This is a genomic window from Kitasatospora sp. UYEF31 (assembly GCF_057291755.1).
The window spans coordinates 1-23,661 of record NZ_JBXAWK010000027.1 but is presented as its reverse complement, the minus strand read 5'-3'; the positions used below and the strand labels follow the sequence as shown (position 1 = coordinate 23,661).

Sequence of the window (23,661 nt, the reverse complement as noted above, 5' to 3'; positions counted from 1 at the left end):
CGGAATACCCAGAGAGGCAGGACTCCACGATGGTGAGCGAGCTTGTGACGACCGAATCCGCCGCGGCCCCGCGAACCGTCTTCGTCTTCCCCGGTCAGGGCCACCAGTGGGCCGGGATGGCGGCGGACCTCCTCGACTCGGACGAGGTGTTCGCGGAGACTTTCCGCGCGTGCGACGAGGCGCTCCTGCCGCACACGGGCGTGAGCATGGCCGACGTCCTGCGCCGGGTCGCGGGCGCGCCGGCCCTGGAGCAGACGAAGGACATCCAGCCCGCCCTGTTCGCGGTCGCGGTTTCCCTGGCCGCGGTGTGGCGCGCGCGGGGTGTCGAGCCTGACGCGGTGGTCGGGCACAGCATCGGCGAGGTGGCCGCGGCGTATGTGAGCGGCGCGCTGTCGCTGTCCGACGCCGCGAAAGTCTCGGCCAGGTGGGGCCAGGCCATGCAGGACCGCCTCGAAGGGACGGGGCTGACCGCTTCGGTCCTGCTGCCGCCGGAAGCTGTGGAGCCGCGCCTGGCCAAGTGGCACGGCGATGTCGAGCTGGCCGCCGTGCACAGTCCCGGGTGGGTCCTGGTGGCCGGCACGGTCACCGCTGTCACCGGGCTGGTGGCCGAGCTGAGGGCCGAAGGCGTACGGGCCATGCCGATCGCGGTGAACTTCGCGACGCACACTCCGATGGCCGACCCCATCAAGGAGCAGATGACGGCTGCCGTCGCGTCAGTCGTGCCGGGCCCGTCGCGGATCCCGTTCTACGCGTCGACCACGGGCGGTCTGCTCGACACCCGGGAGATGACGGCCGGGTACTGGCACCGGAACCTGCGCAGCCGGGTGCGTTTCGACGAGGCCGTACGGGCGCTGATCGACACCGGGCACACCCGGTTCGTCGAGATCAGCGCGCACCCGATCCTGACCATGGGCGTGGAGGCGATCGCCGACGCGGCGGGTGTCGAGGCTGTTGTCGTGGGTTCGCTGAAGCGGGATCAGCCGGGGCTGCCGGAGCTGGAGTCGTCGCTGAAGCAGCTGCGGGGCGTCCAGGTCTCCGGTCCGGAAACCAAGCAACTGACCGGGCTGGCAGCCGAGTTCGCGGCGACGTTGGCCGGGTTGTCGGTGGCGGCGCAGGAGCAGGTGCTGCTCGACCTGGTGTGCGCGCAGATCGCCGGAGTGCTGGGGTCGTCGGCCCCGGCGAAGATCGACGCTGAACTCGCTTTCAAGAACCTGGGCTTCGAGTCGGTCTCCGCGCTGGAACTGCGCAACCGGCTCCGGGACACCACCGGTCTGCGCCTCCCGGCCACGCTGGTGTTCAACCACCCGACACCGGCGGCGCTCGCGGCGCACCTCCGTACGCGCTTCGCCGGTTCCGTGCCTGCGGCCAGGCCGGTCACGGCCGCGCTCGGCGCGTCGGACGAGCCCATCGCGATCGTGTCGATGACCTGCCGCTTCCCGGGCGGGGTCACCTCGCCCGAGGAACTGTGGCGGCTGGTCGCCGACGGCGGCGACGCCATCACGGCGTTCCCGGACAACCGCGGCTGGGACTTGGCGAACCTGTACGATCCGGACCCCGCCAAGACCGGCAGCACCTACGCGCGGGGCGGCGGGTTCCTGCACGACGCGGACCAGTTCGACCCGGCGTTCTTCGGCATCACGCCGCGGGAGGCCGCGTCGATGGACCCGCAGCAGCGACTGCTTCTTGAGACGTCGTGGGAGGCGTTCGAGCGGGCCGGGATCGTGCCGGCGACGCTGGCCGGCCAGAGTGTCGGCGTTTTTGTCGGCGCGATGACGCAGGACTACGGTCCGCGCCTGCACGAGGCCCCCGAGGGGCTCGACGGCTACCTGCTGACCGGCAACACGGTCAGTGTCGCGTCGGGCCGCATCTCCTACCAGTTCGGTTTTGAGGGCCCGGCCATCACGGTGGACACGGCCTGCTCGTCGTCGCTGGTGGCGCTGCACCTGGCCGTGCAGTCGCTGCGGCAGGGCGAGTGCTCGCTCGCGCTCGCGGGCGGTGTGAACGTCATGGCCTCCCCCGGGCTCTTTGTGGAGTTCAGCCGTCAGCGCGGCCTGTCGGCCGACGGCCGCTGCAAGGCGTTCGGTGCGGACGCGGACGGTACGGGCTGGTCGGAGGGCGTCGGCCTGCTCCTCATAGAGCGCCTTTCGGACGCGCGGCGCAACGGGCACGAAGTCCTCGCGGTCATCAGGGGCACTGCCGTCAACCAGGACGGCGCGAGCAACGGTCTCACCGCGCCGAACGGTCCTTCGCAGGAGCGGGTGGTCCGGCAGGCCCTGGCCAACGCCGGGCTGACGTCGAATCAGGTCGACGCCGTCGAGGCGCACGGCACGGGTACGCGGCTCGGTGACCCGATCGAGGCGCAGGCGCTCGTCAACACCTACGGCCAGGGCCGTCCGGACGACCGTCCGCTGTGGCTGGGCTCGTTGAAGTCGAACATCGGCCACACCCAGGCAGCGGCCGGTGTCGGCGGCATCATCAAGATGGTCATGGCGCTGCGCAACGGCGTACTGCCGCGCACGCTGCACGCCGCGGAGGCGACCCCGCATGTGGAGTGGGAGGGGGGATCCGTCCGGCTGCTGACTGAGGCTCAGGACTGGTCGCCGCGCGCCGAACCCCGGCGTGCCGGTGTGTCGTCCTTCGGCATCAGCGGGACCAACGCGCACGCTGTCATCGAAGAGGCTCCGGTACGGGAGGCCGGTCCGGCGGGTGTCGGCCCGGCGGGTGTCGGCCCGGCGGGTGTCGGCCCGGCTGTGCCGCTGCTGCTCTCGGCGAAGACCGCCCGGGCGCTGCCCGGCCAGGCCGCGCGGCTGCGGGAGTTGCTGAGCTCCGATGTGGACCTCGCGGACACCGCGCGGGCCCTGGCGACGACGCGGACGGCATTCCCCTTCCGGGCTGCTGTGACCGGCAGTTCGCGGACGGAAGTCCTCCAGGCTCTGGACGCGCTCGCCGGGGGTTCGACCGAGGGCACGGGCTCGCCCGTCGGCGGGAAGCTGGCGTTCCTGTTCACCGGCCAGGGCGCGCAGCGCATCGGCATGGGAGCCGGACTGGCCGCGGAGTTCCCGGTGTTCGCCCAAGCACTGGACGCCGCCTACGCGGCCTGCGACCGGCACCTCGACGTCCCCCTACGCGACGCCGTCACCAGCGACCTGATCCACCGGACCGCCTACACCCAACCCGCCCTGTTCGCCCTGGAGACCGCACTCTTCCACCTCGTCACCTCCTGGGGCGTCACCCCGGACTACCTCGCCGGACACTCCATCGGCGAAATCACCGCCGCCCACACCGCCGGAGTCCTGTCCCTGGACGACGCCGCCGCACTGGTGTGCGCACGCGGACGCCTGATGCAGTCCCTCCCCGCCGGCGGCGGCATGCTCGCCGTCCAGGCCGACGAAGCCACAGTGACCCCGTACCTGAACGACTCGGTTGCGATCGCCGCACTCAACTCAGCCGACGCGACCGTCCTGTCCGGCGACCTCAAGGCCCTGGAACAGGTCAAGAAGGCACTGGGCGCGAAGGACACCAAGTCCAAACTGCTCACCGTCAGCCACGCCTTCCACTCCCCCCTGATGGACCCGGTCCTCGACCAGTTCCGGGAAATCGCCGCACAGCTCACCTACAACAAGCCGACGATCCCGATCATCTCCACCGTCACCGGCGAACCAGCCGACCGCCTCGACGACCCCCACTACTGGACCGGACACCTGCGCGACACCGTCCGCTTCCAGCACGCGCTTCAGACCCTGGACGCGGCGGGCGTCACCACGTACCTTGAACTCGGCCCGGACAGCACCCTCAGCACCCTCGCCGCAGCGAGCCTCGACGCTGTCCTGGTCCCCCTGCTGCACAAGACCCGGGACGAAGCGGAGACCGTCACCGCCGCCGTGGCCCGACTGCACGTCACCGGCACCGCCGTGGACTGGGCGGCCTACTTCGGCACCGGCGCCACCTCGGCCGACCTCCCCACGTACGCGTTCGACCAGCAGCGCTACTGGCTGGAGGGCTGGGCCCCGTCCGCTGACATCACGTCAGCCGGGCTGGGTGCGGCGGACCACCCGCTGCTCGGGGCCTCGGTCTCGCTGACCGACGGCAGCCACCTGTTCACCGGCCGCCTGTCGTTGCAGGCCCAGCCGTGGCTGGCCGACCACGCGGTCGCCGGTGCCGTCCTGCTGCCGGGCACGGCGTTCCTTGAGCTGGCGTCGCAGGCGGGCCGTCGCCTCGGTGCCGATATGGTCGAGGAGTTGACGCTCCAGGCCCCGGTGGTCCTGCCGGAGGCCGGAAGTCTCCAGTTGCAGATCGCCGTGGGCGTTCCGGAGGACGACGGCCGTCGCACCCTCGCCGTCCACACCCGCGCCGACGACGACGCGCCGTGGACCTGCCATGCGACCGGCTCTGTGGTCTACGGCGAGCCTGAACTCCAGGCTCCGTCCGCATGGCCGCCGGCCGGTGCCGCCGAACTCCCGGTGGACGGCCTCTACGAACGTCTCGCCGGGCACGGTTACAACTACGGTCCGGTGTTCCAGGGCGTCCAGGCCGCCTGGCGGCTCGGTGCGGAGCTGTTCGCCGAAGTCGCGCTCCCCGAGGACGTCGCCTCCGACGGCTTCGGCCTGCATCCGGCGCTCCTGGACGCCGCGCTGCACATCGTCGTGGACGAGGCCTTGCGCGACGGCGGCCAGACGCTGCTGCCGTTCTCCTTCGAGGGTTTCTCGCTGAACACGCCGGGCGCTTCGGCTCTGCGCGTGCGGATCACCCCCGCGCGGGACGGCGCGCTGAAGCTCACCGTCTCAGCTGCGGATGGTCAACCCACGGCCGTTGTGCGGGCCCTGACGCTGCGTCCGGTGTCTGCCGCGGCCCTGACCGCGCCGTCGGACACCGCGCTGTTCACCCTGGACCTCGTGGACGCCGTGCCGTCAGGACCGGTGCGGCCGGGTGACGTCGTACGGCTGGGTTCGGTGGAATACCCGGACCTATCCGCGCTCACAGCCGCGATCGACGGCGGCCGGGCCGTTCCGCAGACGGTGCTGCTGCGCGTCGCGCAGTCCAACGCGACAACCGACGTGCACGACGCCGCCCGCAACGCCCTCGACACTCTTCAGCGCTGGCTCGCCGAGGACAGGTTCGCCACCGCGCGCCTTGTCGTCCTCGCGGACCGCGCGACGGACGACAGCCTGGCCGGTGCCGCCGTGTGGGGCCTGGTGCGGTCGGCACAGTCGGAGTCACCCGGCCGGTTCACCCTGGTGGACATCGGCGACGACACCGAAGCCTCCCGGCTCGCGCTGACTGCCGTGATCGCGTCCGACGAGCCGCAGTCCGTCATCCGGGAAGGTCGCGCACGGGTGCCCCGGCTGGCCCGCGCGACTGACGGAACGCCCACCGGGCGGCCCCCGTTCGACGCGTCCGGCACGGTCCTGGTGACCGGCGCCTTCGGCCGCCTGGGCACCCTGCTCGCCTGGCACCTGGTCGCGAAGTACGGCGTCCGGCACCTCCTCCTCACCAGCCGTCGCGGCCCCGCCGCGGCGGGCGCGGCCGAACTCGCCGACGAACTGCGGATGCTGGGCACCACGGTCACCGTCGCGGCCTGTGACGCGTCCGACCGGAAGGCCCTGGCCGCCCTCCTGAAGACCGTCCCCGCCGCGCATCCGCTCACCGCTGTTGTGCACACGGCCGGCGTACTCGACGACGGGACCGTCGAGAGCCTGACACCCGAGCGCCTGGAACGTGTTCTGCGGCCCAAGGTCGACGCCGCGCTCAACCTGCACGAACTCACCTCCGGTCTAAGCGCGTTCGTCCTGTACTCCTCCGTCTCCGCCGTCATCGGCGCGGCCGGGCAGGGCAACTACGCCGCCGCGAACACCGTCCTCGACGTCCTGGCGAAACAGCGCCGGGCGCAGGGCCTCCCGGCCACTTCCCTGGGCTGGGGCCTGTGGGACAGCGGCATGGCCGACACACTCGACCAGGCCGACCTGGGCCGGATGGCCCGCGCGGGCATCGCCCCGCTGGACGCCGACGACGCACTTGTCCTGTTCGACGCGGCGGTCTCCGGGACGGCGGCGCATGTGCTGCCGCTGCGCCTGGACACCACCGCCGTGCGGGCGAACGCCGCCACGGAGGGTGTTCCGCACCTGCTGCGCGGCCTGGTCAAGTCGCCGGCCGTACGGGCGAAGCGCCCCGCCGGGGCGTCCTCGTCGCTGGCCCAGCGGCTGGCCGGCCTGTCCGGAGCCGACCGCGACAAGGCGCTCCTGGACCTGATCCGCAGTCAGGCCGCAGCGGTGCTCGGCCTCTCCGGTGCCGACGGCATCGAGGCGACGCAGGCGTTCAAGGAGATCGGTTTCGACTCGCTGACCGCGGTCGAGTTCCGGAACAGGCTGAACACAGCGACGGGCCTGCGCCTGGCGGCGACGCTGACGTTCGACTATCCGACTCCGGCCGCGATGGTCGGGCACCTGCGCGCCCAGGTGTCCGGCGTGTCCACTGCGGCTGTGGCGGTCCGCGCCACGGCCGTCGACGACGATCCGATCGCCATCATCGGCATGGCCTGCCGGTTCCCGGGCGGTGTGGCATCGCCCGAGGACCTGTGGCGGCTGGTGTCCGGCGGCACGGACGCGATATCCGGCTTCCCGTCCAACCGGGGCTGGGACCTGGAGTCCCTGTACGATCCGTCGTCCGGGAAGCCCGGCACGTCGTACACCCGCGAGGGCGGTTTCCTGCACGGCGCGGGCGACTTCGACCCGTCGTTCTTCGGGATCTCGCCGCGTGAGGCCCTGGCGATGGACCCGCAGCAGCGGCTCCTCCTGGAGACCTCGTGGGAGGCCTTCGAGCGCGCGGGCATCGACCCGGCGTCGGCCCGTGGCAGCCGTACGGGTGTGTTCACCGGGGTGATGTACCACGACTACGCCCCGCACGTGGGCTCGATGCCGCAGGACCTTGAGGGTGTCCTGCTGACGGGCAACCAGGGCAGTGTGCACTCCGGGCGGATCTCCTACACGCTCGGCCTTGAGGGCCCCGCGCTCACCATCGACACCGCCTGCTCCTCCTCGCTGGTCGCCCTGCACCTGGCCGCCCAGGCGCTGCGCCAGGGTGAGTGCGACATGGCGCTCGCCGGCGGTGTGACCGTGATGGCGACGCCGGGCACGTTCGTGGAGTTCAGCCGCCAGCGCGGTCTGTCGCTGGACGGCCGCTGCAAGGCGTTCGGCGCGGACGCCGACGGGACCGGCTGGGCCGAGGGTGTCGGACTGCTCCTGGTGGAGCGCCTGTCGGACGCGCGCCGCAACGGGCACCAGGTCCTGGCCGTCGTCAGCGGTACGGCCGTCAACCAGGACGGTGCGAGCAACGGCCTGACGGCCCCGAACGGACCGGCGCAGGAGCGGGTCATCCGCCAGGCACTGGCCAACGCGGGCCTGACCGCCGACCAGGTGGACGCCGTCGAGGCGCACGGTACGGGCACGAAGCTCGGCGACCCGATCGAGGCGCAGGCGCTCATCAACACGTACGGTCAGGACCGTTCGGCGGACCGGCCGTTGTGGCTGGGTTCGCTGAAGTCCAACATCGGGCACACGCAGGCCGCCGCCGGTGTCGCCGGGATCATCAAGATGGTCATGGCCATGCGTCACGGTGTGCTGCCGCGCACGTTGCACGCGGCCGAGAAGTCACCGCACATCGACTGGACGGCGGGAGCGGTGAGCCTCCTGACGGAATCTCAGGACTGGCCGCTGGAGAACGGTCCGCGCCGGGCCGGCGTCTCCTCGTTCGGGATCAGCGGGACCAACGCGCACGTACTCCTGGAGGGCGTGCCCGCCGCAGTCCCCCCGGTCGCCGAAGAGAAGATCACCTTGCTGCCCGTCTCCGCGCGGAGCGCCGCCGCGCTGACCGGTCAGGTCGATCGGGTACGGGAGTTCCTGGCGGCGCGGGCCGACCTGGCCCCCGCCGCGGTGGGCCGGGCGCTGGCGGACACCCGTGCGGAGTTCGCGCACCGGGCGGTGCTCGTGGGCCGCGGCCGCGAAGACTTCCGCACCGTCGGGGCCGTCACGGGGATGACCGGGAACGGCAGAACGGCGTTCCTGTTCACCGGTCAGGGCGCGCAGCGCATCGGTATGGGAGCCGGACTGGCCGCGGAGTTCCCGGTGTTCGCCCAAGCACTGGACGCCGCCTACGCGGCCTGCGACCGGCACCTCGACGTCCCCCTACGCGACGCCGTCACCAGCGACCTGATCCACCGGACCGCCTACACCCAACCCGCCCTGTTCGCCCTGGAGACCGCACTCTTCCACCTCGTCACCTCCTGGGGCGTCACCCCGGACTTCCTCGCCGGACACTCCATCGGCGAAATCACCGCCGCCCACACCGCCGGAGTCCTGTCCCTGGACGACGCCGCCGCACTGGTGTGCGCACGCGGACGCCTGATGCAGTCCCTCCCCGCCGGCGGCGGCATGCTCGCCGTCCAGGCCGACGAAGCCACAGTGACCCCGTACCTGAACGACTCGGTTGCGATCGCCGCACTCAACTCAGCCGACGCGACCGTCCTGTCCGGCGACCTCAAGGCCCTGGAACAGGTCGCGGTCTCCCTCAAAGCCAAGGGCGTCAAGGCGAAACCGCTCACCGTCAGCCACGCCTTCCACTCCCCCCTGATGGACCCGGTCCTCGACCAGTTCCAGGAAATCGCCGCACAGCTCACCTACAACAAGCCGACCATCCCGATCATCTCCACCGTCACCGGCGAACCAGCCGACCGCCTCGACGACCCCCACTACTGGACCGGACACCTGCGCGACACCGTCCGCTTCCAGCACGCGCTGGTCACCCTGGAAGCCGCCGGAACCACCACGTACCTCGAACTCGGCCCGGACAGCACCCTCAGCACCCTCGCCGCGAACACCCTGGACAACGCGGCGCTCATCCCCGTCCTGCACAGGACCCGCCCCGAGGCGGAGCAGGCGCTCACCGCGCTGGCCAGGCTGTACACCGGCGGCCAGTCCCCGGACTGGAACAGCGTCTACGGCCCGACGGTGGCCGCGCCGGCGGTGGAACTCCCCACCTACGCCTTTGAACACGAGAACTTCTGGCTGGCCCGCTCCGCACCGGCAGTCCGGTCGGAGACCGGCCACCCGCTCCTGGACACTTCGGTGGCCCTGGCCGACGGCGGTCAGTTGTTCACCGGCCGTCTCAGTCTGCTTACGCAGTCCTGGTGGGCCGACCACGCAGTAGCCGGTACGGTCCTGCTGCCTGGCGCGGCGCTTGTCGAACTCGCGCTGTACGCCGGGGAATCGGTCGGTTCCGGGCTGGTCGAGGAACTGACGCTCCAGGCCCCGGTGGTCCTGCCGCGGACCGGTGAGCGGCGGTTGCAGCTCGCCGTGGGCGCGGCGGACGGCGACGGTCGCCGTACGGTCTCGGTCTTCACCCAGGTGGACGACGAGCCGTGGACGACCCACGCAACCGGTCTGCTGGGAACGGTCGTTCCCGCTGACTCCGGCCCGCGGGACTGGCCGCCGCGCGGCGCTGTCGACGTCCCCCTCGACGGCGCGTACGAGCGGCTGGCGGCGCTGGGCTACGGCTACGGCCCGGCCTTCCAGGGGCTGCGGTCGGTCCGGCGTCTGGGTGACGAGGTGTTCGCGGAGGTCTCGCTGCCGCCGGGTGCGGACGGTTTCAGCATCAACCCGGCGCTGCTCGACGCGGCGCTGCACCCCTTGGCGCTGGCCGCGCTCGACGGTGACGGCGGGCTGCCGCTGCCGTTCTCCTTCGCGGGCGTCGCCCTGTACGCGACGCAGGCGACCAGCCTGCGGGTGCACCTGTGCCCGACGGGCCCGGGAACCTACGCCCTGACGGTCACGGACCCGGCCGGCGCGCCGGTCGCCGCCGTCCGGGCCCTGTCCGTCCGGGGCGCGGATGTCCGGGAGCTGGCCGCGCTCGGCGCGCCGGCGAACCCGCTCTTTGTGCTCGACTGGCCGGCCGTGCCCACTCCGGTGGTCGAATCCGCCGGGTGGACGGTCCTGGAGGGCTTCGGCTCCGTGCCGTCCGGGCTCGCGGATTCCGCCACCTGTGACGGGCTCGGTCTGCTTGTCGCCATGGGCCTCCCCGAGGTCGTCCTGGTGCCGGTCGGGTACGGAACGGCAGCCGCCTCAGCGACCGCTGCCCGGGAACTGACTTCCAGGGTGCTGGAGTTGGCGCAGGCGTGGACCGCCGACGAATCCACGCAGGACACACGCCTCGTCTTCGTCACCCGACGGGCCGTCGCGGCGGGTCCGGAGGAGGACGTCACCGACCTGGACGCGTCGCCGGTCTGGGGTCTTGTCCGGTCCGCACAGGCCGAACACCCGGACCGCTTCACGCTGGTGGACCTGGACGGCGGTTCCGAGCTCCTCGCCGCCGCCGTGGCGACGGGTGAACCCCAGATCGCCGTACGGAAGGACAGCCTGCGGGTGCCGCGCCTGGCCCGGGCACAGACCGCCGCGGCTGTGCCGGTGTCCTTCGACGCTGAGGGAACCGTCCTGGTCACCGGTGCGACCGGTGTCCTCGGCACGCTGGTGGCCCGCCATCTGGTGACGTCACACGGCGTACGGAACCTGCTGCTGACCAGCCGCCGGGGTCCGCGGGCCGCGGGAGCGGCCGAACTCGCGGCTGAACTCCGTACGCTCGGCGCTTCGGTGACCGTCGCGGCCTGTGACGCCGCCGACCGCGACGCGCTCGCGTCGTTGCTCTCCACGATCCCCGCCGAGCACCCGCTGACCGCTGTCATCCACACGGCGGGGGTGCTGGACGACGGGATCATCGGCACTCTCACGCCCGGGCGGATGGACGGCGTCCTGCGGCCCAAGGTCGACGCGGCCTGGAATCTGCACGAACTCACCGACGGACTCCGCGCGTTCGTCCTCTTCTCGTCGATCGCCGGAACGCTGGGAACGTCCGGGCAGGCGAACTACGCGGCGGGCAACGCCTTCCTCGACGCCTTCGCCCAGCACCGCCGGGCACTCGGGCTCCCGGCGACGTCCCTGGGCTGGGGCCTGTGGGACAGCGGCATGGCCGACACACTCGACCAGGCCGACCTCGCGCGGATCACCCGGTCGGGCATCCTCGCGCTGCCGGCCGACCAGGGGCTCGCGCTCCTGGACACCGCCCTGGCCACGGACCGGGCGGTGCTGTTCCCGGCACGCGTGGACACGGCGGGCCTGCGGGCCCGGGCCGGGAGCGACGGGGTCCCGGCGGTGCTGAGCGGCCTCGTCCGGGTGTCCACCCGTACGAAGGCTTCGGCCGCCGACGCCGCGGACAGCGGTCCTGACCTGGCCGGCCGGCTGGCCGGACTGTCCGAGCCGGAGCAGCACCGGCTGCTGCTCGACCTCGTCCTGGCCCAGGCGGCGACGGTCCTCGGGCACCGCGACGGCAGCGCCGTCGACCAGGACCGGGGCCTGCTCGACATGGGCTTCGACTCACTGACGGCGGTGGAGTTCCGGAACCGGCTGAACGCGGCGACCGGGCTGCGGCTGCCGACCACGCTGGTGTTCGACCACCCGACGCCGACCGCGGTCGCCGGATTCCTGTACGGGCTGGCCGGTTCGAACGAACAGGCGTCGGCGCGGCCCGCGCTGGAGACGCTCGACCGGCTTGAGGAACTGCTCGCGCTGCTCCCGGCGGAGGACGACGGTCTGGTCAAGGTCACCGACCGGCTCCAGGCACTGCTCTGGAAGCTGGCGGACGGCCAGCCCGCGGAGACCGACCCGGACAGCCTCGACGAGGCCACCGACGACGAACTGTTCGACGCACTCGACCGGGAACTGGGCCTGTGATTCCAGAACGCGCGACTTTGTACTAGCACATACCGGCGTCCGTACCAAAGACTTCTGTCCCGAAAGGCAAGCCCCACCCGTGGCGAACACCGAAGAAAAGCTCCGCGACTATCTCAAGCGGGCGACGACCGACCTGCGGCAGACCAAGCAGCGACTGGCTGAGGTGGAGGCCCGGGAGCAGGAGCCGGTCGCGATCGTCGGCATGGCGTGCCGCTACCCGGGCGGAGTCAGCTCCCCCGAGGACCTGTGGAAGCTCGTGTCCGACGGCACGGACGCGGTCGGCGGCTTCCCCACGGACCGCGGGTGGGACCTGGAGAACCTGTACGACCCGGACGTCGCCAAGGCCGGTACGTCGTACGCCCGCGAGGGCGGATTCCTTTACGGTGCCGCCGACTTCGACGCCGAGTTCTTCGGGATGAGCCCGCGCGAGGCGACGGCCACCGACCCCCAGCAGCGACTGCTCCTGGAGACCGCGTGGGAGGCGGTCGAGCGGGCCGGGATCGACCCCGTGTCACTGCGCGGCTCGGCCACGGGCGTGTTCACCGGTGTCATGTACGGCGACTACGCGTCGCGTTTCGGCACGGCGCCCGACGGTTACGAGGGCTACCTCGGCGCGGGAAGCGCGGGCAGCGTCGCGTGCGGCCGGATCTCGTACACCCTTGGTCTTGAAGGGCCTTCGGTGTCGGTGGACACCGCCTGCTCGGCTTCGCTCGTCGCACTGCACCTGGCTGTGCAGGCACTGCGCGCGGGCCAGTGCTCGATGGCGCTGGCCGGCGGTGTGACCGTGATGGCGACGCCGGGCACGTTCGTGGAGTTCAGCCGTCAGCGCGGTCTGTCCGCCGACGGCCGCTGCAAGGCGTTCAGCGCCGATGCCGACGGTACGGGCTGGGCTGAAGGCGTCGGCCTGCTGCTTGTCGAACGACTGTCGGACGCCCGGCGGAACGGCCGGCGGATCCTCGCCGTCGTCCGGGGGACAGCCGTCAACCAGGACGGCGCGAGCAGCCAGCTGACCGCGCCGAACGGCCCCGCACAGCAGCGGGTCATCCGGGCGGCACTGGCCGACGCCCGGTTGACGCCGGACCAGGTGGACGCCGTCGAGGCGCACGGCACGGGCACGAAGCTGGGCGACCCGATCGAGGCGCAGGCCCTGATCAACACGTACGGGCAGGGTCGTGCCGCGGGCCGGCCCCTGTGGCTGGGTTCGCTGAAGTCGAACATCGGCCACAGCCAGGCGGCGGCCGGGGTCGGCGGCATCATCAAGATGGTCATGGCGCTGCGCAACGGCGTACTGCCGCGCACGCTGCACGCCGGGACGCCGAGCCCGCACGTGGACTGGTCGGCGGGCGCGGTGGAGCTGCTGACGACCGCTCAGGACTGGCCGGTCCGGGAGCAGGCCCGGCGGGCCGCCGTGTCGTCGTTCGGCATCGGCGGGACGAACGCGCACATCGTGCTGGAAGAGGCACCGCGGGAAGAGGCACCGCTGGAAGAGGCGCAGGCCGCCGCGCCGGCTGGGACCGCCCCGGCGACCGACTCCCCCTTGTTGCTGTCCGCCAGGACCGCCGAAGCCCTGCGGGCCCAGGCCGCCCGGCTCGCGGACCTGCCCGACCCGGCGCAGGCGGCCTACGCGCTGGCCACGTCGCGGAGTCTGTTCGCACACCGCGCGGTGGTGCTCGGCGGGGACGGTCTCCGTACGGCACTGGAGTCCGCGGCCTCCGGCACCGCCTCCTCCGACGTCATCGAAGGTGTCGCCGGCAAGACCGGACGGACGGTCTTCGTGTTCCCCGGCCAGGGTGCGCAGTGGACCGGCATGGCGCGCGAACTCATGGATGATTCGCCTGAGTTCGCCCGGCAGATCGCTGACTGTTCCGCAGCGCTGGCCCCGCACACCGACTGGGACCTGACCGCCGTCCTGCGCGGTGGGCCCGGGACGCCCGACCTGAACCGGGTCGACGTCGTCCAGCCGGCACTGTGGGCCGTGATGATCTCCCTCGCGGCGCTGTGGCGTTCGTACGGCGTCCACCCGGACGCGGTCGTCGGCCACTCCCAGGGCGAGATCGCCGCCGCGTACGTCGCCGGGGCGTTGAGCCTGGCGGACTCCGCGCGGATCGTCGCGCTGCGCAGTCAGGCCATCGCCGCCATCGCCGGGCGGGGCGGCATGGTTTCGCTGCCGCTGCCCGTCGCCGAGGCCGAGAGCCTGCTCGCACAGTGGGACGGCATCGGCGTCGCCGCCGTGAACGGCCCGGCGTCCACGGTGGTTTCCGGTGACCGGTCCGCGCTGGATGAACTCCTCGCCTACTGCGCGGCGCTGGACATCCGCGCCAAGGACATCCCCGTCGACTACGCGTCGCACTCCGCGCACGTTGAAGACCTGCGCAAGCCGATCCTGAAGGCCCTGTCCGGGATTTCGCCGCTTTCTTCGGACATCGCGTTCTACTCGACGGTGACCGCCGGGCTTCTCGCCGACACGACGGAGCTCACGCCGGAGTACTGGTTCCGCAACCTGCGGCAGCCGGTCCGCCTGGAGGAGACCGTCCGCGCGCTGGCCGCCGACGGCTACGGCACGTTCATCGAGTCCAGCCCGCACCCGGTGCTCACGCACGCGATCCAGGACACCGCCGAGGTCGTCGCGCTCGGCACGCTGCGCCGCGACGAGGGCGGGCTGCGGCGGATCACCGCATCCCTCGCCCAGGCCCATGTGCACGGCGTCACAGTCGACTGGTCCGCGTTGACCGCGGGCGTACGGGTCGACCTGCCCACGTACCCGTTCCAGCGCAGCCGCTACTGGCTGGAGCCGTCGGCCGCCGCGCCTGACATCGTGTCAGCGGGTCTCGACGCGGTCGCGCACGGGCTGCTCGGCGCGACCGTCGAGCTCTCCGAGGACGGGGACGTGGTCCTCACCGGGCGGCTTTCCGTACCCACCCATCCGTGGCTGGCCGACCACGCCGTGGACGGCACCGTACTGCTGCCCGGAACCGCCTTTGTGGAGCTGGCCGTCCGGGCCGGCGAGCAGGCCGGGACTCCGCGCGTCGAAGAACTGACGCTGGAGGCGCCCCTGGTCGTTCCGGCGGGGGCGGCCGTTCAGCTCCAGGTGGCCGTGGGGGCGCCCGGCGACGATGAATCCCGTACGGTCACCGTCCGGTCCCGGGTGCACTCGGCCGACGGCGTCGAGCCGTGGGTCCGGCACGCGACCGGTGTGCTGACGGTTTCCGCCGCTGCCGCTGCCGGATCCGACGGTGTGTGGCCGCCTGCCGGGGCCGTGCCGGTCGGAATCGAGGGGCTGTACGGACGCCTCGCGGAATCCGGCTACCAGTACGGCCCGTCGTTCCAGGGCCTCACCGCGGCCTGGCGGCTCGGCGACGACCTGTTCGGCGAAGTCCGGCTGCCGGCTGGTGTCGACGCGGGCCGGTTCGGGATCCACCCGGCACTCCTGGACGCCGCGCTGCACACCGTCGCACTCGACGCGGTTCTCGGCGCGAACGCTTCCGGGAAGGTCCTGCTCCCGTTCTCGTGGAGCGGCACGCAGCTGCACACCGCGGGTTCTACGGCCCTGCGTGTAAAGGTGTCCCCGGCGGGCACGGACGCCGTGTCGATCACGCTCACGGACCCCGCCGGCGCACCGGTGGCGACTGTCGACCGGCTGGTCACCCGCGCTGTCACCGGTGCCTCAGCACTCCCCCTGCACCTGGTGCAGTGGCCGTCGCTGCCGCTTCTTCCGGCTGCCGGCCAGCCTGTCGCGATCGTCGGCGCGGACCCACTGGGACTGGCCGACGCGCTCGCGGGCAGCACTCCGTACGCCGGCTTCGCTGAACTGACCGGTGACATCCCGCGGACAGTCCTGGTCACAGTCACCGGGGACGGTCCGCCGGTCGCCGGGGCCCGCGCTTGTGCGCACCGGACGCTGAGCCTCGTTCAGCAGTGGCTCGCCGACGAGCGGTTCGCCGCCTCCCGGCTTGTGGTGGTCACACACGGTGCGATCGCCGTGCACCCGGGCCCGGACATCTCCGACCTCGCCGCGTCCACCGTCTGGGGTCTGGTGCGCTCCGCGCAGTCCGAGAACCCGGACAGGTTCACGCTCGTGGACACCGACAGGGTGCCCGCCTCGCTGGCCGCGCTGCCGGACGCGCTCGCCTCCGGGGAGGCCCAGTTCGCGTTGCGCGACGGCAACCTGCACGTGCCGCGCCTGGTTCGCGGGCAGGACGCCGTACAGGTCCTGACGCCGTCGGCCGGGCAGCCCGCGTGGCGGCTCGACGTGACCCGCAAGGGAACGCTGACAAACCTCGCACTGCTCGAATCGCCGGAAGCGGCGGGCGAGTTGGCGGCCGGTCACGTCCGGGTCGCGATGCGGGCCGCCGGACTGAACTTCCGGGACGTCCTGGTCGGTCTGGGCATGTACCCGGGTGACGACGCCCGGATCGGCGGTGAGGGCGCGGGTGTCGTCACCGGGGTCGGGGCCGGCGTCACCGGTTTCGCCGTCGGCGACCGGGTGATGGGCCTGTTCCCCACCGGTGCGGCCGGACCCGTCGCGGTCACCGACCAGCGGCTGCTCTCCCCGATGCCGCGGGACTGGTCGTTCAACCAGGCGGCCGTCGTCCCCGTCGTCTTCCTCACGGCCTACTACGGCCTGGTCGACCTGGCCGACGCCAGGCCCGGACAGTCCCTGCTGATCCACGCGGCCACCGGCGGCGTCGGCATGGCGGCGATCCAGCTCGCCGGGCACTTCGGGCTTGAGGTGTACGGCACGGCCAGTCCCGGCAAGTGGGACCGGCTGCGGGCGCTGGGCGTCGCTGAGGACCGCATCGCGTCCTCCCGGGACCTCGACTTCGAAGCGCACTACCTGCGGACCACCGGCGGGCGCGGCCTGGACATCGTGCTCAACTCCCTGGCCCGCGAGTACGTGGACGCGTCGCTGCGGCTCCAGCCGGGCGGCGGACACTTCCTGGAGATGGGCAAGACCGACATCCGCGACGCGGGCGTCGTCGGGGCGGCGCACCCGGGGGTCAGCTACGCCGCGTACGACCTGATGAAGGTCGACTTCGGCCGGATCAGCGAGATGTTCGCCGAACTGCTAGACCTGTTCGACCGTGGAGTGTTGCAGCCGTTGCCGATCACCGCGTGGGACATCAGCCACGCGCCGGAGGCGTTCCGCTTCCTGGGGCAGGCCAAGCACACCGGCAAGACGCTGCTGACCCTGCCGGCTCCGCTCAACCCGGCGGGGACCGTCCTGGTCACCGGCGCGACAGGTGCGCTGGGCGGTCTGGTGGCCCGTCACCTGGTGACGTCGCACGGCGTACGGAACCTGCTGCTCACCAGCCGCCGGGGCCCCAAGGCCGCGGGAGCGGCCGGACTCGCGGATGAACTCCGTACGCTCGGCGCTTCGGTGACCGTCGCGGCCTGTGACGCCGCCGACCGGGACGCGCTCGCGTCGTTGCTCTCCACGATCCCCGCCGGACAGCCGCTGACCGCTGTCATCCACACGGCGGGTGTCCTCGACGACGGAGTCGTCAGCTCCCTCACGCCGGACCGCATCGACACCGTCCTGCGGCCCAAGGCCGACGCGGCCTGGAACCTGCACGAGCTCACGCTGGAAAGCGAGTTGGCGGCATTTGTGCTGTTCTCCTCGGCCGCCGGAACGCTCGGCACCGCGGGCCAGGCCGGCTACGCGGCCGGGAACACCTTCCTGGACGCCCTGGCGCACCACCGCCAGGCCCTCGGCCTGCCGGGTGTCTCGGTGGCGTGGGGACTGTGGGAGCAGGCCGGCGGGATGACCGGGCACCTGGACGCGGCCGACGTGACGCGGCTGGCCAGGACCGGCGCGCTGCCGCTGGCGTCGGCACAGGGCCTGGCCCTGTTCGACGCGGCGCTGAGTACGCGTCAGCCGCTGTCCGTGGCAATGCGGTTGGCCGTCGGTGCCCTGCGGGACCGCGCGGCCGACGGCACGCTGCCCGCACTGTTCGCCGGACTGGTGCGGGCACCTGCGCGGAGCAACAGCGTTGCCGCTGCGGTCACTTCGCTGCCGGACCGGCTCGCCGGACTGTCCGCCGACGGAGGCCAGGCGCTGCTCCTGGACCTCGTGCAGAGCAACGCCGCGGCCGTCCTGGGTCACACGGCGGCCGGGACCATCTCCGTCGACCGGGCGTTCAAGGAGCTGGGGTTCGACTCGCTCACGGCGGTCGAGCTGCGCAACCGGCTCAACAGCGCCACCGGGCTGCGGCTGCCGTCGACGCTCATCTTCGACTACCCGACCGCCGCCGCGCTGGCCGCGTATCTCGGCCGGGAGCTCGCGCCCGCGCCGGTGGACGCGTCCGCGGCACTCCTGACCCTGCTCGACCAGACGGCTGAGACAGCCGGCGACCTGAGCGACACGGACCGGGACCGGATCGCCGGCCGGCTGCGGGAACTGCTGTACCAGCTCGACCCGGGCGCGGCCGAGGACGCGGCGCTGTCCGACCGGCTCGACACGGCTTCCGACGATGACATCTTCGACCTCATCGACAACGAACTGGGGATCTCTTGACAACCAACGCCGGGACCGTCGCGGCAATGACGACAATTCCGGGGCAGCGCGGCCGGCCCGACACGATCGCCGACCCACGCGACCCCATGCTGCGGCTGTCCGGACTCCTCGACCCCGGTTCGCTGGTCCCGCTCACCGTCGCCGACGACAGCGGGGTCCGTACGGTCAAGGGCCGCATCGACGGCACACCCGTCGTCGCGTACTGCACGGACGCGTCAAGGATGGGCGGTGCGATCGGCACGGTCGGCGCGCGGCACATCGTCACCGCGATCGAGACGGCGCTTCGCGACCGCTCCCCCGTCATCGGCCTGTGGCACTCCGGCGGGGCCCGCCTCGCCGAAGGCGTCCAGGGGCTCGACGGCATCGGCCTGATGTTCGCGGCGATGACCGCCGCGTCCGGCCGGGTCCCGCAGATCTCCGTGGTGCTCGGCCCGGCGGCCGGTGGTGCCGCGTACGGTCCCGCGCTGACGGACATCGTCATCCTCGCGCCGCTGGGCCGGGTGTTCGTCACAGGGCCCGACGTCGTACGGTCGGTCACCGGCGAAGAGATCGACATGGAGGGCCTGGGCGGCGCTGACGCGCACGGCCGCAAGTCCGGTGTGGTGCACGTGCTCGCCGCCGACGAGGCCGACGCGCTGCTCCGGGCCCGGCGGCTCACCGGCCTGCTCGCGAAGCCCGGCATGTTCGACCCTGCTTCGGTCCAGGAGGACCGCGACCTCCAGTCGCTGCTTCCCGAACGGCCGCAACGCGCTTACGACGTCAAGCCGTTGGTCGCGGCGATCCTGGACGGGGACAGCGACTTCGAGGAGTTGCAGGCCAAGTGGGCGCCGAACATGGTCGTCGGGCTCGGACGGCTCGGCGGCCGGACGGTCGGGATTGTCGCGAACAATCCGATCCGCAAAGGTGGTTGCCTCGACTCACTGTCGGCGGAGAAGTCGGCCCGCTTCGTGCGGATGTGTGACTCGTTCGGCGTCCCGCTGGTGGTGGTGGTCGATGTGCCCGGCTATCTGCCGGGGGTGAAACAGGAATGGGAAGGCGTCGTACGGCGTGGAGCCAAGCTGCTCTACGCGTTCGCCGAAGCTGTCGTGCCGCGCATCACGCTGGTGACCCGGAAGTCGTACGGCGGCGCGTACATCGCGATGAACTCCCGTTCGCTGGGCGCCACCGCGGTGTTCGCGTGGCCGACGGCCCAGGTCGCGGTGATGGGCGCGGAGGCGGCGGTGGGGATCCTGCACCGGCGCCCGCTGGCGGCGGCGTCCGCGGAGGACCGCCCCGCGGTGCTCGCGGGACTGGTGGAGGAGCACACGCGCATCGCGGGCGGCGTGGACCGGGCGGTGGAGCTGGGTGTGGTGGACGAGGTGATCGACCCGAAGCACACGCGCCGGCGGATCGCGGAGGCACTGGCTTCGGCACCGGCGGGTCGGGGGCGGCACGGGAACATTCCGCTGTAGTACGCGCCGGCCGGTCGGCCGGGGTAGCCGCGGCGGCGATGACCGCGGCGCGCGGGATCGCGGTCACCGCGGGGATCGCCGCGGAGGGCACTCTCGCCGCCGCGATTGTCGGGTTCGCGGCGATGGCGGTGACCGGGTCTGTGATCGGCGGACTGACCGCGGTGACGCTGGACCTGGCCGTGGCCCAGCCGTTCAAGATGGTCTTCGGTGACCAAAAGGGCGTCGACCTGTCACTGGCGCACGTGAAGGACGTCGCCCTGCCGGGCATGGTCGGCGGCGCGTTCATGGGGCCGTTGGGCGGCCTGCCGGCCAAGTTCACCAAACTGACCTCGATCCCCGGCCGGATGACGGTGGGCGCGCTCACCACAGCGGGCACCGACCTCCTCCTCGACAAGCCGGTCACGCTCCTTGACGTACTGCTGGGCGGGACCACCGCCGCACTGCCGGGGCCCAAAGGGACCCGGCCCAAGGGGGATCCGGCCGAGATCACACCGGTCAATTCCAAGGGCATCACGAAGGACAAGATCGTCTGCAAGGACGACCCGATCGACGTGGCGACCGGCGAAATGGTCCTGGAACAGACCGACGTCAGGCTGCCCGGCTTCCTGTCGCTGGTCCTGGCCCGACGGCACAACTCGTCCTTCCGGCAGGGACGTTGGTTCGGCCCGTCCTGGGCCTCCATGCTGGACCAGCGGATGGAACTGTCGCAGGACGGGGTGGTGCACACCACCGCCGACGGCCTCGTGCTGCACTACCCCGTCCCGCAGGCGGGAGGCAGGGTGTGGCCCGTCGCCGGCCCGGCGCTGCCGCTGGGCTGGGACGGCGCGGCGTCCGGGCAGATGGTCGTCGCCGATCCGCAGACCGGCTGCGGCGCGTACTTCGCCCCGCTGGACGGTGTTCCGCCGCAGCGCTCCGGCGCGGCGGTCGTGCTGCCGCTGCGCGCGCTGGAGGACCGCAACGGCAACCGGATCGACCTGGACTACGACGGGCGCGGGATGCTGTGCGGGATCCGGCACAGCGGCGGCTATCGGATCGGCGTGGACACCGAGGGTGGTCGGATCACCGGCCTGCGGCTGCTCGACCGGGCCGATGACGCTGACAGTGCCGACGGCACCGACCTGGTCCGCTACGGCTACGACGCGGCGGGGAACCTGGCCGAGGTCTACAACTCCTCTGGGGAGCCTTTGGTGTTCGGCTATGACGCCGACCACCGGATCACGTCGTGGACCGACCGCAACGGCATGGACTACCGCTACGAGTTCGACCTGGCCGGACGGTGCGTCAGGACCTCGGGCAGCGGCGGGTATCTCAGTGGTGTCTTCGCCTACGACCGGTCGGCCCGCACCACCGTGCACACCAACTCCCTGGGGCAGGTGTCGGTCTTCGGATACAACGCGGCCGGGCAGATCGTCCGGGAGACCGACCCACTGGGCCACAGCGTGGTCAAGGAATGGGACCTGTACAACAACCTGACCGCGATCACCGACCCACTGGGTCGCACGACCCGGGCAACCTATGACGATCTGGGCAACCTCCTGACCGTCACGCGTCCCGACGGCTCGACGGTCACCGTGGTCTACGACGACCTGGGCAACCCGGTCGAAGTCACCGGCACCGACGGACTGGTGCGGACCTACGAATACGACGCCTACGGCAATCGCATCGCCGCCAACGACCCGATGGGCGCACGGACGGAGTACTCGCACGGCGCGGGCGGTGCCTTCACCTCGGTCACCAATCCCCTCGGCACCTCCGTGTCAGTCGTCTGTGACCCGGCGGGGCTGCCGCTGGAGATCTCCGGCCCTACCGGGATCACCCGCTGCACCCGCGACGCCTACGGCCGCACTGCCACCGTCACCGACCCACTGGGTGGCACCGTCCGCTTCGGCTGGACGGTCGAGGGCCGACCGGCCTGGCGGGAATACCCGGACGGCCGCCGGGAGGAGTGGCAGTACGACGGCGAGGGCAACCTGCTGCGGCACCGGGACCCGGCCGGGAACCCGACCACGATGGAGTACGCGGCCTTCGACCTGCCCGCCGCCCGGACCACCGCCGACGGGGTGCGGTACGAGTTCGCCTACGACACCGAACTGCGGCTGACCGGCGTGACCAATCCCCATGGCCTGGCCTGGACGTATGCGTACGACCCGGCCGGGCGGCTGACCGGCGAGACCGATTTCAACGGCCGCACTCTGGCCTACGGATTTGACTCAGCCGGGCAGTTGACGGCCCGGACCAACGGTGCGGGAGAACGCGTCGAGTACACCCGGGATGTCTGCGGCAGTGTCGTTGAGCAACTACATGTGGACACCGGCCGAACCACGACATTTGAATTCGACACCGCCGGCCGTCTGTCCCGCACCGTGAACCCCGACGCCGATCTGTCCTTCACGTACGACGTGATGGGCCGGGTGCTGTCGGAGACCTCCAACGGCCGGACGCTGTCCAGTACGTACGACCTTTTGGGCCGCCGCACCGAACGCCGGACTCCAGCCGGGCAAGTCAGCACCTGGTCCTGGGACGCCGCCGGGCGCCCGACATCTCTGTCCACGGGCGGCAACGACATGTCCTTCGCCTACGACCAGTGCGGCCGGGAGACCTCTCGCCGGATCAGCCCGACCGTGGAGCTCGCCCAGGAGTGGGACTCCGCCGACCGGCTCACGATGCAGGCCCTGCGGGTGGGTGACCCGGTCAGTAAATTCGTCGCCGCGATGGATCCCGCGAGTGCGCCGCGTGAGGCGGTCCGCCGGGACTACACCTATCGCGCCGACGGCTACCTCACTCAGATCGATGACGCGACCACCGGGATCAAGCGCTTCGACCTGGACGTGAGCGGGCGGGTGACAGCCGTGCACGCGCGGGGCTGGTCGGAGCGGTACGTGTACGACAGCCTCGGGAACACCACGTCCGCCGAGCATCCGGGGCCGGACAACGGAGCGCATGGAGCCCGTACGTTCTCCGGCACGCTGATCCGCAGGGCCGGGCGCACCCGCTATGAGCACGACGAGCAGGGCAGGGTGGTACGGCACACCCGCAAGTTGCTGTCCGGCCGCGTGAAGGAGTGGAGGTATTTTTGGGACGCCGACGATCGGATGACCGGAGTGACCACCCCGGACGGCGCGCGGTGGCGGTATCTGTATGACCCGCTGGGCCGCCGTACGGCCAAACAGCGTCAAGATGCTGACGGTTCGGTGGCCGACGCGGTGTACTTCTGCTGGGACGGTTCCCGGCTGGCTGGGCAAACCATTGCGAATGGGGCGTCGATCACTTGGGAATACGATCCGGGCAGCCACCGACCGCTGACCCAGACCACCGAGCGGCGCGCTTTCGCTGACGCGGAGCAGGATGTGGTCGACGTCCGGTTCCACGCCATCGTCACCGATCTGGTCGGCACCGCGACCGAGCTGGTTGCCCCAGACGGAGAGATCGACTGGCGGCGGAGCGCCACTTTATGGGGCGTGCCTTCCGGGGCCCAGATCGACGGGTCGTGTCTACTCGGGTTCCCTGGGCAGTACCACGATGCGGAGACCGGCCTGGACTACAATCTGTTCCGTTACTACGACCCAAACAGCAGCCACTACTTCAGCCCTGACCCACTGGGCCTGGTCCCTGCACCTAATCAGCACAGCTACGTCGACAACCCGCTGCTCTGGAGTGACCCGCTCGGGCTCGCGCCGTACAGCTCCAATGAAGTAGCCGTAGACACAAATGCAATTTCTGATTCGCTGACCGGTGGTCGCAGTGCCGATGTAGATGCTGCGCTCAACGGCAGGTCGCCAGTTGTATCACCCACTGCATATCGCGAACTGCTTGAGGGTGATCACTCGCCGAAGGTGACTGTTTTGGATGGTCGGTGAGCTGCGGTCTGGTGCGGAGTGGTCTTGCCTGGCCGGTAGATTGATCTTGTGACCGACGCTCAGCAGCA

The 23,661-nt window shown here is 71.5% G+C and carries 4 protein-coding genes; all 4 read left to right on the top strand.

All coding sequences use genetic code 11. The annotated features are described in order from the left end of the window. Positions 1 to 29: 29 nt before the first annotated feature. Complete coding sequence (locus AC0Z36_RS15625) at positions 30 to 11,771, top strand: SDR family NAD(P)-dependent oxidoreductase (RefSeq protein WP_485463478.1); 11,742 nt, start codon at positions 30 to 32, stop codon at positions 11,769 to 11,771. Positions 11,772 to 11,850: 79 nt separating this feature from the next. Next, complete coding sequence (locus tag AC0Z36_RS15620) at positions 11,851 to 18,285, top strand: SDR family NAD(P)-dependent oxidoreductase (protein ID WP_485463477.1); 6,435 nt, start codon at positions 11,851 to 11,853, stop codon at positions 18,283 to 18,285. Positions 18,286 to 18,311: 26 nt separating this feature from the next. After that, entirely contained in the window at positions 18,312 to 19,736 is a 1,425-nt protein-coding gene (locus AC0Z36_RS15615) for an acyl-CoA carboxylase subunit beta (protein WP_485463476.1), read from the top strand. Positions 19,737 to 19,774: 38 nt separating this feature from the next. Beyond that, on the top strand, positions 19,775 to 23,593 hold the full coding sequence (locus AC0Z36_RS15610) for a DUF6531 domain-containing protein (protein WP_485463475.1): 3,819 nt from the start codon (positions 19,775 to 19,777) through the stop codon (positions 23,591 to 23,593). Positions 23,594 to 23,661: the final 68 nt, after the last annotated feature.